9 protein-coding genes are annotated in these 17,446 nt (G+C 31.9%); 7 read left to right on the top strand and 2 right to left on the bottom strand.

Annotated features, from left to right (window positions below; genetic code table 11):
- The first annotated feature begins 11 nt into the window (after positions 1–11).
- Positions 12–1,793: an L-fucose isomerase gene (locus LPB03_RS10440; protein WP_065319557.1), complete on the top strand. Its 1,782-nt coding sequence runs from the start codon at positions 12–14 to the stop codon at positions 1,791–1,793.
- A 160-nt stretch (positions 1,794–1,953) separates the two neighbouring features.
- On the opposite strand, the gene LPB03_RS10435 is transcribed toward LPB03_RS10440, so the two are convergent.
- Positions 1,954–3,423, bottom strand: coding sequence for a sodium:solute symporter family protein (locus LPB03_RS10435; RefSeq protein WP_065319556.1), 1,470 nt, complete (start codon positions 3,421–3,423; stop codon positions 1,954–1,956).
- A 23-nt stretch (positions 3,424–3,446) separates the two neighbouring features.
- Entirely contained in the window at positions 3,447–4,361 is a 915-nt protein-coding gene (locus LPB03_RS10430; protein WP_065319555.1) for a dihydrodipicolinate synthase family protein, read from the bottom strand.
- Between the two features lie 305 nt (positions 4,362–4,666).
- Between LPB03_RS10430 and LPB03_RS10425 the strand changes: the two genes are divergently transcribed.
- The 6 genes from LPB03_RS10425 (at position 4,667) to LPB03_RS10400 (ending at position 17,443) form a co-directional block, all read left to right on the top strand.
- The gene (locus tag LPB03_RS10425) at positions 4,667–8,014 is read left to right on the top strand and encodes a SusC/RagA family TonB-linked outer membrane protein (protein WP_065319554.1); all 3,348 of its coding nucleotides are present in this window, start codon (positions 4,667–4,669) and stop codon (positions 8,012–8,014) included.
- Between the two features lie 21 nt (positions 8,015–8,035).
- Entirely contained in the window at positions 8,036–9,997 is a 1,962-nt protein-coding gene (locus tag LPB03_RS10420; RefSeq protein ID WP_065319553.1) for a RagB/SusD family nutrient uptake outer membrane protein, read from the top strand.
- A 155-nt stretch (positions 9,998–10,152) separates the two neighbouring features.
- Positions 10,153–11,856 (top strand): pectate lyase family protein, encoded by a 1,704-nt coding sequence (locus tag LPB03_RS10415; RefSeq protein WP_065319552.1) that lies wholly within the window; start codon positions 10,153–10,155, stop codon positions 11,854–11,856.
- A 4-nt stretch (positions 11,857–11,860) separates the two neighbouring features.
- Positions 11,861–12,529: a DUF3826 domain-containing protein gene (locus tag LPB03_RS10410; protein ID WP_065319551.1), complete on the top strand. Its 669-nt coding sequence runs from the start codon at positions 11,861–11,863 to the stop codon at positions 12,527–12,529.
- A 26-nt stretch (positions 12,530–12,555) separates the two neighbouring features.
- On the top strand, positions 12,556–14,256 hold the full coding sequence (locus LPB03_RS10405) for a polysaccharide lyase (RefSeq protein ID WP_065319550.1): 1,701 nt from the start codon (positions 12,556–12,558) through the stop codon (positions 14,254–14,256).
- 22 nt (positions 14,257–14,278) lie between these two features.
- A complete protein-coding gene (locus tag LPB03_RS10400; RefSeq protein WP_139058970.1) occupies positions 14,279–17,443 on the top strand; it encodes a DUF6298 domain-containing protein in 3,165 nt (1,054 codons plus the stop codon).
- Positions 17,444–17,446 lie beyond the last annotated feature (3 nt).

Here is a 17,446-nt window from a genome sequence, read left to right as displayed (position 1 = left end):
AAATAAAAAAAATGAAGTTTAAAAGTTTAATTGGAGAATTACCAAAGATTGGAATTAGACCTGTTATTGATGGTAGATTGGATGGTGTAAGAGAATCTCTTGAAGTATCAACCATGAATATGGCAAAAAATGCTGCTGATTTTTTATCAAAAAATTTAAGACATGCAGATGGTAGCACAGTAGAATGTGTTATTTCTGATACTTGTATTGGTGGTGTTGCAGAAGCTGCAGCTTCTGCAGACAAATTTACCAGAGAAGGTGTGGGAGTTAGTTTAACAGTAACCCCTTGCTGGTGTTATGGTAGCGAAACTATAGATATGGATGCAACCATTCCAAAAGCCATTTGGGGTTTTAATGGTACAGAACGTCCTGGAGCTGTTTATTTAGCAGCTGCTTTAGCAGGACATAATCAAAAAGGGATTCCTGCTTTTGGTATTTACGGTAAAGATGTACAAGATAGTAACGATACCAGTATACCTGAAGACGTTCAAGAGAAATTATTGCGATTTGCCAAAGCTGGTCTTGCAGTTGCAACTATGAAAGGGAAATCATACTTGTCAATGGGGTCTGTTTCTATGGGAATTGCGGGCTCTATATTAGACCCTGATTTTTTTGAAAGTTATTTGGGCATGCGTTGCGAAAATATTGATATGACTGAGTTTATCAGGAGAATAGAATTAGGTATTTATGATAAGGAAGAGTATGAAAAGGCTTTAAAATGGACTAAAGAAAACTGTAAAGAAGGCAAAGACTATAACCCAACTGAAAAACAAAAATCAAGAGAAGAATTTGATAAAGATTGGGAATACGTTGTAAAAATGGCTTTAATTGGTCGCGATTTAATGATAGGCAATCCAAAACTAAAAGACATTGGTTTTGCAGAAGAAGCTCTGGGTAGAAATGCTATTTCAGGTGGCTTTCAAGGCCAACGCCAATGGACAGACCATTTCCCTAATGGCGATTTTATGGAAGCTATTTTAACATCATCTTTCGATTGGAATGGCATTCGTCAACCTTTTATGTTTGCAACAGAAAATGATAGTTTGAATGGTATTTCTATGTTATTTGGACATTTACTAACGGGTGCAGCACAAATTTTTAGTGATGTTCGTACCTATTGGAGTCCAGAAGCCGTAAAACGTGTTACTGGTCATACATTAACAGGAGATGCTTCAGACGGATTTATACATTTAATAAATTCGGGAGCTTCAGCTTTGGATGGTACTGGAGAGCAAGAAATTGATGGTAAACCAGTTATGAAACCCTGGTGGAATATCACAGAAAATGAAGTCGAAAAATGTTTAGAACATACCACTTGGGGTCCAGGAATGTTAGAATATTTTAGAGGAGGAGGTTATTCATCAACCTTTAAAACCAAGGGAGGTATGCCTATTACCATGTGTAGAATTAACATCGTAAAAGGTATTGGTCCCGTATTACAAATTGCTGAAGGACAAACAATAGAACTTGCTGAAGATGTGCATAATACCATTAACGAACGTACCAATCCTACATGGCCAACTACATGGTTTGTACCAAATTTAACAGGACAAGGGCCTTTTAAAGATGTTTATAGTGTTATGGCTAATTGGGGGGCTAATCATGGTGCATTTACTTATGGGCATATAGGAGCAGATTTAATAACACTTGCATCAATGCTTAGAATTCCGGTAAACATGCACAACGTGCAAGAAAATCATATTTTCCGTCCAAGTGCATGGGCATCTTTTGGGATGGACAAAGAAGCATCAGATTACAGAGCATGTGCTACTTACAAGGGATTGTATAGTTAACATAATTTGGGCGTTTCCTAAAGGTGAGACTTGGAGTTTACCTGAGCGAAGAAGAAGAGTTATAATCTTTTTATCTCCTTCTCAAAAAGGATTTCCACTGCAATCCCTAACGCAAAAAAGCGGCTTCAATTTTTTAATTGAAGCCGCTTTTTTTATATAATTAAGTCTTTGATTTCATTAAAGACGATACCAAAAAACCAACAAGAAAAATAGCAATAGTTCCAAATACAATGGTTAAATACGTATGGAACGATGCACCAATAGAATCTGGTCCAAAAATAACCTCAGAAAAGGTTAACCACAAAATTATTAAGATTCCTGTAATCATACCAATAATGGCACCTGTTACATTTTTGGTCTTTGAGAAAATTCCAAGTAAAAATAAACCTAACATACCACCGCTAAAAATAGATGATAATTTCCACCAAGCATCTAAAGCACTTTTTACATTTATCATAGCAATTGCAATGGCAATACCAATAATACTAATTATAAAAGAAGATATATAAAGCACTTGCATACGTTTTTTATCTGAAGCATCTTGTTTAAAATATTTGTTATAATAGTCTGTTAAAAACACGGTAGCAGAACTATTAAAACTTGTAGAAATGGTACTCATGCCTGCCGCAAAAATCGAGGCAATCATTAAGCCAGTTAATCCTGGGGGTAATGCATTAACTATAAAATGAGGAAAAACACGGTCAGCTTTACTAATATCCTGCAGAGCTTCAGGTAATACTTCAACAGAATTATAATAAGCAAAAAGCGATGTACCAATAAATAAGAAAAGTGCAGAAATTGGTAAGTAAATTAAACCACCAATTAAAGCAGAACGTTGTGCTTCTTTATCTGATTTTAAAACCATATAACGTTGCACATAATTTTGGTCAATTCCGTAATTTTGAAGATTTATAAAAACACCATAAATTAAAACTACCCAAAATGTAGGTTTACTAAAATCTAAATCAAAACTTCCTAAGCTAAATTTATCATTCTCAGCAGCAATATTAAATATTTGAGAAGGTCCTTCAGGTAAGTTATAAAATATAAACCCAATGCAAACAAAAGCACCAATAATTAGAATAATGCCTTGTATAGCATCCGTCCAAAGTACAGCTGTAATACCTCCTAACATCGAATAAACTGCTACAATTAGTCCTGTAAAAACAATAACAGTAGTAATATCCCAACCTGTAATAGCATTAAGAGTTAAAGCTAATAAGTACAAGATGGTTCCTATACGCATCAACTGCGTTAATAAATAACAAAGGGATACATAAATTCTTGCCCAAGCTCCAAAACGCTGCTCCATAAAAGTATATGCAGAAGGGCTGTTTATTTTTCGATATAATGGAACAAAATATTTAACAGCAATTAGGGTAGCAATAGGCAATGATAAACTAAAAACCAAGGCATTCCAATTAGATTGAAACGCATTTCCTGGTAATGCCAAATAGCTAATACTACTTACAAAAGTTGCAAAAATAGACATGGTAACCACCCAACTAGGAATATCTTTATTTCCTAAGGTATAAGAAGACGAAGTTTTGTTCTTTTTAAAAAAAGAACCACCAAAAAGAGCAATTCCTCCTATATAAATAAAGAATACAATAATATCTATAGTGTTCATTGGTGGTTATATTTAACTACTAATTATTTAAGAATTTTGTCAAGTTCTACTTTTATTTTCTCTATATTTTCTCTAACAAGTTTCATTTCTTTTTCTTCAAAAGAATGAAATGGTGGAGCAATATTTGTTTCGATAATTCCTAAAGCTGCTAAACCTCCTTTCATTCCTTTTAAATAACTTGAGCCAAAAGAACCTAAGCTATAAATTTTGGTAGATATTTCCATTACCAAATGTTGAAGTTCATCAATTCTTTTAAAATCTTTTGCATTTGTTGCTTTGTAAAGCTCTACATATAGTTTTGGAAACATATTAGACCCACCATTTACGCCACCATTTCCGCCCATTAAAACAGTTTCAGAAGTAACTTCTTCAGGACCTACTAATAAACAAAAATCTTTATTTTTAAATAAATGACAAAGTTTTTGAAAATAAACGGTATTGGCTGAACTATCTTTTAAACCAATAATATTGGGATGCTCAGAAAGTTTAAGCGTCGTATCAATATCAATATTTGTTTTGGTATGTGATGGCATGTTATATAAGTAAAGAGGCAAAGATACTTGGTCTGCTAAATTCCAATAATATTTATAAAGTTCGATTTGTCCAAGTCTATAATAGTATGGAGGTGCAGCCACAACAGCTGTAGCTCCTGCTTCTTTAGAAATAGAGGCAAGTTTTATACTTTCTTCTATAGAAGTATCTGTAATACCAACAAATACGGGAATTCTATTATTTACAATTTTACAACTTTCAATAATAAGTTCTATTCTTGTTTTATAGCTTAAATTCGTAGCTTCACCAGTTGTTCCAAGAATAAATAATCCATGCACACCACCAGAAATAATATGTTCAATTAGTTTTTTAGTGCCAATTAAATCTAATGATAAATTATCAGATAAAAGTGGGGTAACCATAGGTGTAATAATACCGTTTATCATATTTTATTTGTATTAATATATTTTATTAACTTGTATTGAATATCAAGGTATTATTTTAAATATATAAAAATAATAGCAATGATTAAATTTGTAATTGATAGTAAAGAGGTATATTTATTATCATAATGTCAAAGTTCTGTAAATAAAATATAAGAGATTTATAAAATTGGTCGCCGTTCAAAAATAGCATTTAATTATCCTTAAATTGACAATATTAGCACTCTGAAATCAATCAATTTATAATCTTAAAAAGATACAATTTGTTCACCTATTATTTTAAATGATTGTAAACTAAATAAATAAGTATGAATAAAATATTTATAAAGACATGTATTGTGTTTTTTGTTAGTATGTTAAATTTCTCTGTACTAGCACAAAATACTGGTGGTAAAATAACTGTTACAGGGACTGTCATTGATGAGGCAGGTGTTACTTTGCCTGGAGTTTATGTTATTGAAAAAGGAACATCAAACGCTGTTGCAACAGATTTTGACGGAAACTTTACTCTTTCAGTAAAACCTAAAGCTATCTTAGTTTTTTCTTTATTAGGGATGAAAAAAGACGAATACCCAATAGGAGATAAAACAACTTTTAGAATAGTATTAAAAGAAGATGCACAATCTTTAAATGAAATAATTGTAGTAGGTTATGGTTCTCAAAGAAAAGAAGCTATTACAGGTGCTGTTTCTAGTATTAAAGGTGATGAAGTAGAAGATTTACCTGTTGGTAATTTAGCTTCTGCACTTGTTGGACGTGTTTTAGGGGTTAGTGTGACTGGGGGTGAATCTAGACCTGGTGTTTCTGCTAGAATCAGTATTAGAAGTCCACTTACAGGTGAAACAGCTAGGTCTAAGTATGCTACTGCACTTGGAGCTACTGATCCTTTGTATGTTATTGATGGTGTAGTTCAGATAGATCCTAATACAGGTTTTAGTGATCCTACTCAGTTTAATAACTTAGATGCTTCACAAGTAGAAAGTATTTCTTTCTTGAAGGATGCAGCAGCGGCTATTTATGGTTCTAGAGCTTCTCAAGGTGTAGTTTTGGTTACAACAAAACAAGGTAAAAAAGGGCCTGCAAAGTTTTCTTACAGTGGTAATTTTTCTATTTCAGATGAGAATTATAGACCAAAAGTTTTAAATGCCTACGAGTATGGTAAAACATTTAATATTTTAAATAGTATTAACCCAATAGGTAATATTGGTAATTCTTATGATCCTTCAGATCCATACCCTAATAGTCAATATTTCTTTTCTCCAGTAGAATTGGAGCATTTTAAAACGATAAAGTATAATGCTTTAGATGAATATTGGTCTTCTGCAGGAACTCAGAGACATAATTTAAATTTATCTGGAGGTACAGAAGATGCAACTTATTTTGGAGGTATTTCTTACTATACACAAGATGGTAACTTAGGCTCTTTAAATTACGATCGTTGGTCCTTTAGAGCTGGTTCAAACGTGAATTTAGGAAAAAGTTTAAAGGTTGGTTTTCAAGTTTCAGGATATTTTACTGATGTAAGTAGAACAGCAAGTTCTATTGGAGCTCAATCTGGTGAAGATGATTATAGGCAATTACAAAATAGAACACCTTTTATGCCTATGTATGTAAATGGTCTACCTGCAGTACTAAATGGTTCTGATGGAGGAGATGAGTTGTTTCAATTTCATTATGGTGAGTTATTAAGATTAAATAATCTAGCTCAAACATCGAGTAATAACATTACAACCAATATAAATTTAACGTATGAAGTACCTTTTATAGAAGGATTGAAATTTAATCTTAATTATTCTAGACAGCAGGCTAGTAATAGAGGAGATCAAAAAGGAAGTGTTTATAATTTATACCAATTTTTTGGAGCAGATCAACTTACAACTACTACGCAAGGGCAAACTTATATTGTTTATGAAGATGGTTCAGGGCCTTTAGGTACAAATTCTGTTAGATTAACGCAAGAAGTTGTAAATAGTGATAGAATATTAATTGATTATGGTAAAAGTAAAAATGAACAGGCTCGTTTTCAAGCTTCGTATGATAAAGATTTTGGAAACCATAGTTTTTCAGGTTTATTTGCAGTAGAAAGAGCTGAAAGACAACTTAACGAACTTCGTGTAATTAAATTTGGTATTCCAGAGTACTTTAATGGAAATTTACTTCAAACGACTGGAGATTTTGACCAAAATAACTCAACAAATAAAAAATCTGAATCTGGTGATTTAGGTTATATTGGTAGGCTAAATTATAATTATGATAATAAGTATTTTGTAGAAATTTTATTTAGATCTGATGCTTCGGCAAAATTTGCACCTGAAAATTATTGGGGTACTTTTTACTCTATTTCTGGTGGATGGATAGTTTCAAAAGAGAGTTTCTTTAAATCTAATGTAATTGATTATTTAAAAATTAGAGGTTCTGTTGGTTTAGCTGGGAATGATGATATTAGACCATGGAAATGGCGTCAAACTTTTCAATTCCAAGATGGTGAGGGTGCTATTTTTGGAGACGACTCTACATTATCAGTTGGTTTAGAAGATAATGGTCAAGCGAATAGAGATGTTAGATGGAGTAAGGAATTAAAAAGAAACCTTGGTATTGAAGCAAGATTTTTAGACAATAGATTGTCTACAACAATTGAGAATTATTATAATGTCGGTACTGAGCAATTAGTAGACTTAACTGCGGGAGTTCCTTTTACGGTTGGTGGGTCTACAGCACCATCAAATTCAGGAAGATGGGATAGATGGGGTTCAGAAGTAGGTATAAGCTGGGATGATACTATTGGAGATGATTTTAGTTATGGAGTTAACTTAAATACAGGTTGGTCTAGGTATGAATTAATAAAAGGTAATTTTGCCAATCCAGATTTTTGGTTTCCTTGGCAATCTAAACAACCTGGAGGAGATAGAGGAGTTTGGGGATATGATAATTTAGGGATGTTTAAAACTCAAGATGATATTGATAAGTATATTGCAGAGACTGGAGTTACAAAAGTATTTGATATAGATTCAGATCAACTTAAACCAGGTATGTTGTATTATAGAGATGTAAGAGGTGCTTGGGATCCAGAAACAAGAACATTTGCAGAAAAAGATGGAGTTATTGATCAATATGACCAAATTCAATTACAAAAACCAGCAAGAGGTCCTCAAGGATTTTCTTCAGTAATTAAAATGTCTTATAAAGGATTAAGTTTAAGTACTGTTTTAACCGCAAATTGGGGAGGTTATAGAGAAATTGGTAGAGCAAAAGATAGTTTTGACTCTTATGTAATTGGTGGAAATTATGAAAATAGACCTGCTTTTTGGGCAGATATGTATCACCCAGTTTTAAACCCAACAGGAAGCATTCCAAATCTTTCAGAATCTATTAATAGAGGTTCCCCAAATAGTGAAGGAGGTATAAATACTGTAAGCTCAAAATTTTGGCAAGTAAGCAGCTTTAGCTTGGTTATGAGAAATATTAATGTGGGATATACGATACCTAAAAAAATTACAGATAAAATGGGTATAAGTGCCTTTAGATTTAATTTTGTGGCTATAAACCCATTTATTTTATACAATCCGTATAAAAAATTCGGATTACCACCAACAGGATCATATGATAGTTATCCAAATCTTAGAACATTTTCATTGGGTGTAAATGTTGGTTTTTAATTTTATTAAAAGTATTTTATTATGAAATATATAAATATTAAAATTTTAGTTACTCTTTTAACTGCAGTCTTTATTTGTAGTTGTAGTGCAGATTTTATTGAAGAAAAAAGAGATTTTTCTAGTGTTAATGTAGAGGTATATCAATATGAAGAATTATCAAAAGCATATTTAGATCATTTGTATTATTTAATGTTACCAGATAGAAATTCTAATATGGCAATGTGGTCTAGAGCAGCAGTAGAACATTCTACCGCAGATTTATTTACAAAGTCATCAGATGAAATAGCTGGACAAACTGATTTAAATAGAGAATACCCAGATATTTCACCATTAAATAATCATTGTTTATTTTCAATTGGGCAAGCAATTAGAGCAAGTGTTACAAATAACACTTGGACAAGAATTAGGTATTGTAATTTATATTTGAGTAATGTTGATGAGTACTCAGGTCTTGATGAAGATTTTAAAGATCAAGTAAAAGGGCAGTTTTATTTTTGGAGAGCATGGCAATATTTTGAATTGGTTAGGTTATATGGTGGTGTTCCATTAATATTAGAACCTCAACCTAGTAATGTAGATGATTCAGAAAATCAAACACCAAGAAGTACTTCTAGTGAAGTTATAGATCAAATTGTAGCAGATTTAGAAATGTCTCAAACTCTTCTTGAAAACGGAAGACCATACACGCAAAATGATGCAGGTAGAATTACAGCAGCAGCAGCAGCAGCTTTAAAAGGGAGAGTTTTATTAACATGGGCAAGTCCTATGTTTAATAGAACTGATGATCAATCAAGATGGCAACGTGCTTACGATGCAAATTTAGCAGCTTATAATAAGTGTATTGCTTCAGGAAATAGTTTAGATTCAGATTGGAAAAACATGTGGTTCAATTTAAATACTCCAGAAGCTGTTTTTGGGTATAGATTTAACGAGTTTGCTTCAAATTCTGGAGAATTCCAAAAAAACAACTATACAGAGTATCAATCTCGTACTAGAGATCAAGGTGGTAATGGAGGTATTCATCCAACTAAAAATATTATGGATGCATTTCCAATGGCTGATGGCACACCATATAATCCTAATGGAAATCTAAATCAATTTTATAGAAATAGAGATCCTCGTTTTTACAATACTTTTGCTTATAATGGAAGCATATGGCCTTATGCACAAAATCCAAATTATAAGCATTGGGAATATTATTGGTATCCATTAGCAGCGGAACCAGGTAAGCCCACTATAGAAACAAATAATCAAAGAGATGGTACTGGTATTTTTTTAAGAAAATTTACAAACAGTAATTCTTCCAATATTAATTCATTCCAAAACAATGGCAATCAATATATGGAAATTCGTTTTGCAGAAGTAATATTAAATTTAGCAGAATCTGCAATAGGAATAAATAAACTACCTGAAGGAAAAGAATATTTAAAATCAATAAGAGCAAGAGCAGGAGTAACAAATAATGATGGAGATTATGGTTTAGCAACTGCTACATCAAGAGATCAGCTTTTTGCAGCATCAATTAATGAAAGAAAAGTTGAGTTTGCTTATGAGAATAAACGTTTTCATGATTTAAGAAGATGGTTACTTTACAATAATGATTATGGAACTTGTTCACGATTAAATCAAACACCTATAGAAGGCTCTAGAAGACAAGGGTATTATACGTTCGTAAAATTAGACGAGAATACAATTTATGAAAACGGTAGAGGAACAGATCCTCTTAAAGGGCCAAGTGCACCAATTATTAATAGAGATGCTACTACATATCCAAACGGAATTACAACATATGAAGAATATGTAGATTATTTATATGACAATCACTTTGAAGTTACAGTTAGAGATAACGTAGATCAAACGGATTTTAATTTTAAATGGTATAATGAATATTATTTCTTTGGTATTTACCAAAATTTATTAAACACAGCACCATATTTAGAACAAACGCAAGGTTGGGGCGGTACCTTTAATCCTTTGGATTAATTTATATTATTATTTAAATTAAAATACCTGCTTTTATTTTAGTGCAGGTATTTTTTTTAAATAATTTTAGCTGATTAAGAAAAGTAAAGATTTTAAAATATACTTATTGTGGTATACAATTTGTAAATAAATTATAAAAGTAAAACCTAATTATAATGAAGAACACAATTTATTACACATTATTCATTTTATTTCTTGGAATATTTAATGCAAATGCACAATATCCAAAATTAACAGATGAAGATAGACAAAAAGAAAAAGCAATTAAGGATGAGGCTTATAGACATTCTGATGAAGCCTGGGAAAAAGCAAAAATAATAGTTCAAAAAGAAGCTAGAGAAGGGAAACCATATATTCCTTGGGCAAGTAGACCAACAGATTTACCACAAGCAGAAATACCAGCATTTCCAGGAGCTGAAGGTGGAGGTATGTATACTTTTGGTGGACGTGGAGGAAATGTCTACACAGTTACTAGTTTAGCAGATGATGGACCAGGCTCATTAAGAGAAGCTTGCGAAAAAGGCGGTGCACGTATTATTGTTTTTAATGTTGCAGGTATTATCAAATTAAAAACACCTTTAATTATAAGAGCGCCTTACATTACAATTGCAGGTCAAACAGCTCCTGGAGATGGAGTTTGCGTAGCAGGAGAAACTGTTTGGATAGATACTCATGATGTTGTAATTCGTCATATGCGTTTTCGTAGAGGTGATACTTTTGTAGGTAGAAGAGATGATGCAATTGGAGGAAATCCTGTTGGGAATATTATGTTAGATCATATATCAGCAACCTGGGGACTAGACGAAAATATGTCGATTTATAGACACATGTACAGTCCAGGTGCCACTTATAAAGATGAGAAGAAACCTACTGTAAATATTACGATTCAAAATAGTTTATTTGGTGAAGCATTAGATACGTATAACCATGCTTTTGGAAGTACTTTGGGTGGAGAAAATTGTGCATTTATTAGAAATATGTGGGCAAACAATGCTGGTAGAAATCCATCTATAGGATGGAATGGTATTTTTAACTTTGTTAACAATGTGATGTTTAATTGGGTGCATCGTTCAGTAGATGGTGGGGATTATACAGCAAAATATAATATTATCAATAATTTTTACAAACCAGGACCGCTTACACCAAAGGATGAAGCTATTAGTTACCGTATTTTAAAACCAGAAGCTGGTAGAAGTAAATTAGATACAATGGTTTATGGAAGAGCTTATGTTAGAGGTAATGTTGTAGAAAATAACTCTAAAATCACTAAAGATAATTGGGCAGGTGGTGTACAAATTGAAGGTAAAAACGGTGAACTTTTAGATTTTAAAGGAGCAAAACCATATTTTGATTATATGAATGCATCAAAACCATTTCCAATGCCTTGGTTTAGAAATATTATGACTGCTAATGACGCTTATGACTTTGTTATCGCAAATGCAGGAGCTACTTTGCCAATGAGAGATGTAGTAGATACAAGAATTGCAAGAACAGTAAAAACGGGTGTGCCAGAATATGTAAAAGGTTTAGATCCAGATTCTTTTTATCATTTTAAACATAGACGTTTACCTAAAGATTCTTACAAACAAGGAATTATAACAGATATTGCACAAGTTGGTGGTTACCCAGAATATAAAGGAACACCTTATAAAGATTCAGATAAAGATGGTATACCAGATGCTTGGGAAAAAATTAATGGATTAAATCCAAATGATGCTTCAGATGCAAAAGGAGACCAAAATAATGATGGTTATACGAATATAGAAGATTACATCAATGGAATAAATCCTAAAGCAAAGGTAGACTGGAAAGATTTAAAAAATAATAAAGAAACATTAACAAGTCCACTTTTAAAATAAAATCATGTTTATCAAAAAAGAAAGTTTAAGTTTTATATTAATTGTATTATTTACAATTAGCATAAATGCGCAGCAATATTTAGACCCAGAATACATAAAGGTTACAGAAAAAAGAGCGTCAAAAATTGTTGATAATTTAGAGATATCAGATAAAAATAAATCAGAATTAATTACCCAGATTATTGCAAAACAATATCAGAATTTAAGTAAAATTCATGATGAAAAAGATGCGAAAATTGAAGCTGTAAAAAAATTAAATATATCAGGAGAAAAGCAAAAGTCTAAGATTGAAAAGATAAATGCGAAAGCAGATAAGTTGTTAAATAAATTACATAAGTCTTATTTAAAACAATTATCGGCTAATTTATCTAACGATAAAGTTGATGCAGTAAAAGATGGTATGACCTATGGAGTAGTGCCTAAAACTTTTTTTGCTTTTAAAGATATGATTCCTAGTTTAACCGATGAGCAAAAAATATATATTTATGACAACCTAGTAGAAGCAAGAGAACATGCAATGGATGCAGGTTCCTCTAAAGAAAAACATGCTTGGTTTGGAAAATATAAAGGAAGAATAAATAATTATTTATCTGCAAAAGGGTACGATTTAGAAAAAGAAAGAGATGGCTGGTACCAGCGTATTGAAGCTCGTAAAAAGAAAGAATCTAACTAGATTAAAAAAGCTAAAATAGTATTAAAATGCAAAATTTAACACATAAACAATTTCAAAAAGGTTTCGTTTTTACAATCTTATGCTTGGTTTATCAAATGTCGTTCGCACAATACCCAGAAATCCCTCATGAACTTCAGGCAAAAACAGATTCAATTTTAGCAAAAGAAAATGTAAGACTACAAAAAATCTGGGAAGATAATTATGACATTATTTTAGAGGAAGCTAAAAATGGTAGACCATACATTCCTTGGGCTGCATATCCTGGAGATTTGATAAAAGCAGAAATTCCTGCTTTTCCTGGAGCAGAAGGAGGTGCTGCATTTACTCCTGGTGGACGTGGTGGAAAAATATTTGTAGTAACAAGTTTAGAAGATTCAGGAAAAGGCACATTTAGGGAAGCTTGTGAAGCTGTTGGAGCAAGAACTATTGTGTTTAATGTATCTGGCATTATTCATTTAAAAAAACCGATTAGTGTTAGAGCTCCTTATATTACTATTGCAGGTCAAACTGCTCCAGGAGATGGTATTTGCATAGCTGGAGAATCAGTATTATTAGATACACATGATATCATTATTCGGCATATGCGTTTTAGACGTGGAGCAACAGATGTTACAAGAAGAGATGATGGTTTAGGAGGCAATGTTATTGGTAATGTTATTATAGATCATTGCTCTATAAGTTGGGGTTTAGATGAAAACATATCTTTATATAGACATCAGTTTAGAGCAAATTCCAAATCGAAATTAGAAAAATTACCAGCAGTAAATGTTACCATACAAAACAGTATTTCTTCAGAAGGTTTAGATACTTATAATCATGCCTTTGGTAGTACTATAGGTGGTTTAAATAGTACTTTTACAAGAAATCTATGGGCAAATAATATATCTAGAAATCCATCTGTTGGTATGTTTGGTAGTTTTAATTTAGTGAATAATGTTTTATTTAATTGGTGGAATCGTTCTGTAGATGGAGGCGATTATCGTTCTATGTTTAACATCATAAATAATTACTACAAACCAGGACCAATGACACCAGAAGATAAGCCTATCCGTTACAGAATTCTAAAACCAGAAACAGGTTATATGGAACCAAAAGCTTACGGGCGTGCTTATGTTAACGGAAATTATGTAGCAGGTTCTCCAGAAGTAACAGCTAATAACTGGAATGGAGGAATTCAACTAGGAAGCAATAAAAATGCCAAAGATTATTTAGAACTTATAAAACAAGATAAACCATTTCCAATGGCTCATGTATCAATTATGGATGCTCAAGAAGCATATAATTTTGTGCTAAATAATGCTGGTGCTACATTGCCAAAACGTGATGCAGTAGATGAGCGTGTAATTACATACGTAAGAACAGGAAAGATTACTTATAAAGAAGGTTTAGAGAATACTATTGGTAAAGAATTTATTAAAAGAAGACTACCTGCAGATTCTTATAAAAAAGGAATTATAACGCATCCAGATCAAGTAGGTGGTTATCCAAAATATCAAGGGAAACCTTATAAAGATTCTGATGGAGATGGTATCCCAGATAAATGGGAAAAAAAGTTTGGATTAGATCCAAAAGACCCAACTGATGCAAATAAAGATTTAAATGGAGATGGATATACAAACATCGAAAAGTATATCAATGGTATCAATCCTTTACAAAAAATAGATTGGACCAAAACAGAAAACAATACAGATACGTTAACTAAATTATCAAACGGTTTGTTAGAATAAATGAAAACTTAAAGCAATAAGGTTGACTATTAATTACTTACAATTTAAATTTTTTACATTATACAGAGAGCAATGTTTTATTATACTAGCTTTCTGTTTTTGCATTTCTCACATTTTTTCTCAGCAAAAAATTCCAGATCTTGTTAAAAATAAAAATGGAAGTATTTCTTATGTTTCAGATAATTTAGGCAATAAAATTCCAGATTTTTCATTTGCTGGTTATCAAGCTTCAGAAGTTGCAATTCCAACTGTTAAAGCAAAAATATTTGTACCAAATCAAGATACAGATGCTACTCAAAATATTCAAGCAGCTATTAACTATGTAAGTAATTTAAAACCAAATGCTGCTGGTTTTAGAGGAGCAGTTTTATTAGATAAAGGAACTTTTAAAATTAAAGGAACTTTATATATAAAAAAATCTGGTGTAGTTTTAAGAGGTAGTGGAAATAAAAACAATGAAACAATACTTTTAGGAACTGGCTTTAAGCGTGAAGCTATTATTAGTGTTCTTGGCACAAATGATAAAAAATTTAAAGATACGCTAAGTTTTAGTGTGAACTATACGCCATTAGGTAGTCAAAAAATTCAATTAAAAGATGTATCAAAGTTAAAAGTCTATGATGATATTGTGATTCAAAAATCATTAACTCAAAATTTAATTGACACCTTACAAATGAATGAATTTGGAGGAGAAACAGGTTGGATTGGTTGGAAAACGAGAGATTGGGACATCAGATGGAACAGGGTAGTTAAAAGTATAAAAGGGAACGAAGTAACTTTAAATGCACCGTTAACGATGACTTTAGATGATAACTTTGGGAAAACTAAAGTCATTAAATATTCTTGGTCTGGAAGAATAGAAAAAATTGGAATAGAAAATTTAATGATTTCATCAACTTTTAATGAAAATAATACAAAAGACGAATTACACAGATGGTTTGGAATTACAATGCAAAATGTAAAAAATGCCTGGGTTCGTCAAATACATTTTAAGCATTTAGCTGGTGGTGCAGTTTCTTTATTAAAAACTGCGCAACAAATTACTGTAGAAGATTGTATTGCAACAGCACCTATTTCTGAAATTGCAGCATTTAGGCGTCACACATTTTATACAGAAGGAGAACAAACGTTGTTTCAAAGATGTTATTCAGAATATGGTTATCATGATTTTGCAGTTGGTGGTTATGCAACTGCAGGTCCAAACGCTTTTGTACAATGCGAATCGTATTTACCTTATAGCAATAGTGGTACAATTGGTAGTTGGGCAACAGGCGTTTTATTTGATGTTGTAAATATTGATGGTAATGCTCTAAGTTATAAAAATCGTGAACAAGCAGGAAGAGGTGCAGGTTGGTCTGCAGCCAACAGTGTAATTTGGGAATCTTCTGCTTCTAAAGTAGAAAATTACAGTCCACCAACTACACAAAATTGGGCATTTGGTGTTTGGGGTGGTATAATGACAGGTAATGGTAAATGGAAAGATGTAAACAATCATATATTTCCAAGAAGTTTATTTTATGCTCAATTAGAAACCAGATTAGGCAAGCTTCCTGTAAACCCTAATATTTTTCCTTTAGGTTCAGAACCCACATCAAGTCCAACTATAGAACAAGCGCAACAATTAAATGAAGAGGCGCTAAATCCCGCAAAAACGCTAAAAGAATGGATTATAGAAGTTTCAGAAAAAAACAGATTTTTTGAAGAAGCTAAAAATATACAATCTATTAAAGAGGTAAAGAATATTAGTTTTTTAGAAGATGATAAAAAAAATACATCAAAAATTATAATTAAAAATGGTTGGTTAACTTTTAAAGGAGAAGTTATTACAGGAAATACAGTAAACGTGCAATGGTGGAGAGGAAGCTTAAAAAATCATGAAATTAAAAATTCATCTGAACATATTACAAGGTTTGTTCCTGGAAGAAAAGGAAAAGGTTTTACTGATGATATAGAAGAAGTTGTAAATAATTTTTCGCAAAAGAACATTGTTGCTTTAGAGCATAATTATGGTTTGTGGTATGAAAGAAGAATGGATGATCATGAAAGAACTCGCAGAATAGATGCAGATGTTTGGCCACCTTTTTATGAGCAACCTTTTGCAAGAAGTGGACAAGGTTTAGCTTGGGATCATTTAAGTAAATACGATTTAACAAAATATAATGATTGGTATTGGAATCGCTTATCAAATTTTTCTGATTTGGCGGAATCTAAAGGTCAATTATTAATTAATCAACAATACTTTCAACATAATATTATAGAAGCTGGTGCACATTGGTCTAGTTCGCCTTGGCGTTCTGCAAACAACATTAACAATACAGGTTTTCCAGAACCAGTGCCTTATGCAGGTGATAAACGTATTTTTATGGCAGAACAATTTTATGATGTTTCTAATAAAAATAGAAAAGAATTGCATCAACAATTTATAAGAAAATCTTTAAATAATTTTAAAGATAATAGTAATGTAATTCAACTTACAAGTGCAGAATATACTGGTCCACTTCATTTTATAGAATTTTGGTTAGACGAAGTTAAAAAATGGAAAAATGAAACTTCTGGAGAAGGAATTATTGGTTTAAGTGCTACAAAAGATGTTCAAGATGCCATTTTAAGAGACTCTAAAAGATCAAAAACAGTAGATTTAATCGATATTCGTTATTGGCATTATAGACAAGATGGTTCAGCTTATGCACCTGAAGGAGGAAAAAATTTAGCACCAAGACAACATGCTCGTAAAATGAAAACGGGCAAAGAAACAGAAGAGCAGATATATAGAGCTGTTAGAGAATATCGAGAAATTTATCCAGAGAAAGCAGTTTTATATTCTACAAATTCAGCACCAAGATTTGGTTGGGCAACATTTATGGCTGGTGGTTCTCTAGCTCCAATTCCAAAAATAGATATTACAAGTTTTTATAAGCATTTAGCTAATACAAAAGTATCTCAAAATCAAAATTACAAAAGTGATTATTGGTCCTTAGAAAATGCCGGAAATGCATATTTATATTACTTAGTAAAGACCAATGTTATTACTGCAGATTTAAGTAATTATAAAGGAATTTTTGATGCTTTTTGGATTGATGTAAATACAGGTGAAGTTATATCAAAAACGACAATTAAAGGCCAAAGAAACCATAAGTTAACAAACCCAACAAATAAAAAAGTAGCAGTATATATAGTAAAAAAATAAACG

It is taken from the genome of Polaribacter vadi (assembly GCF_001761365.1).
Classification (GTDB): domain Bacteria; phylum Bacteroidota; class Bacteroidia; order Flavobacteriales; family Flavobacteriaceae; genus Polaribacter; species Polaribacter vadi.
Note: the sequence above shows the minus strand (reverse complement) of the source record. Positions and strands in the feature narration are given on the sequence as shown.

Bases quoted from the DNA above. Each gene is read 5' to 3' on its own strand.
- LPB03_RS10440 (WP_065319557.1), top strand. From the start codon at position 12: ATGAAGTTTAAAAGTTTAATTGGAGAATTACCAAAGATTGGAATTAGA.
- LPB03_RS10435 (WP_065319556.1), bottom strand. From the start codon at position 3,423: ATGAACACTATAGATATTATTGTATTCTTTATTTATATAGGAGGAATT.
- LPB03_RS10430 (WP_065319555.1), bottom strand. From the start codon at position 4,361: ATGATAAACGGTATTATTACACCTATGGTTACCCCACTTTTATCTGAT.
- LPB03_RS10425 (WP_065319554.1), top strand. From the start codon at position 4,667: ATGAATAAAATATTTATAAAGACATGTATTGTGTTTTTTGTTAGTATG.
- LPB03_RS10420 (WP_065319553.1), top strand. From the start codon at position 8,036: ATGAAATATATAAATATTAAAATTTTAGTTACTCTTTTAACTGCAGTC.
- LPB03_RS10415 (WP_065319552.1), top strand. From the start codon at position 10,153: ATGAAGAACACAATTTATTACACATTATTCATTTTATTTCTTGGAATA.
- LPB03_RS10410 (WP_065319551.1), top strand. From the start codon at position 11,861: ATGTTTATCAAAAAAGAAAGTTTAAGTTTTATATTAATTGTATTATTT.
- LPB03_RS10405 (WP_065319550.1), top strand. From the start codon at position 12,556: ATGCAAAATTTAACACATAAACAATTTCAAAAAGGTTTCGTTTTTACA.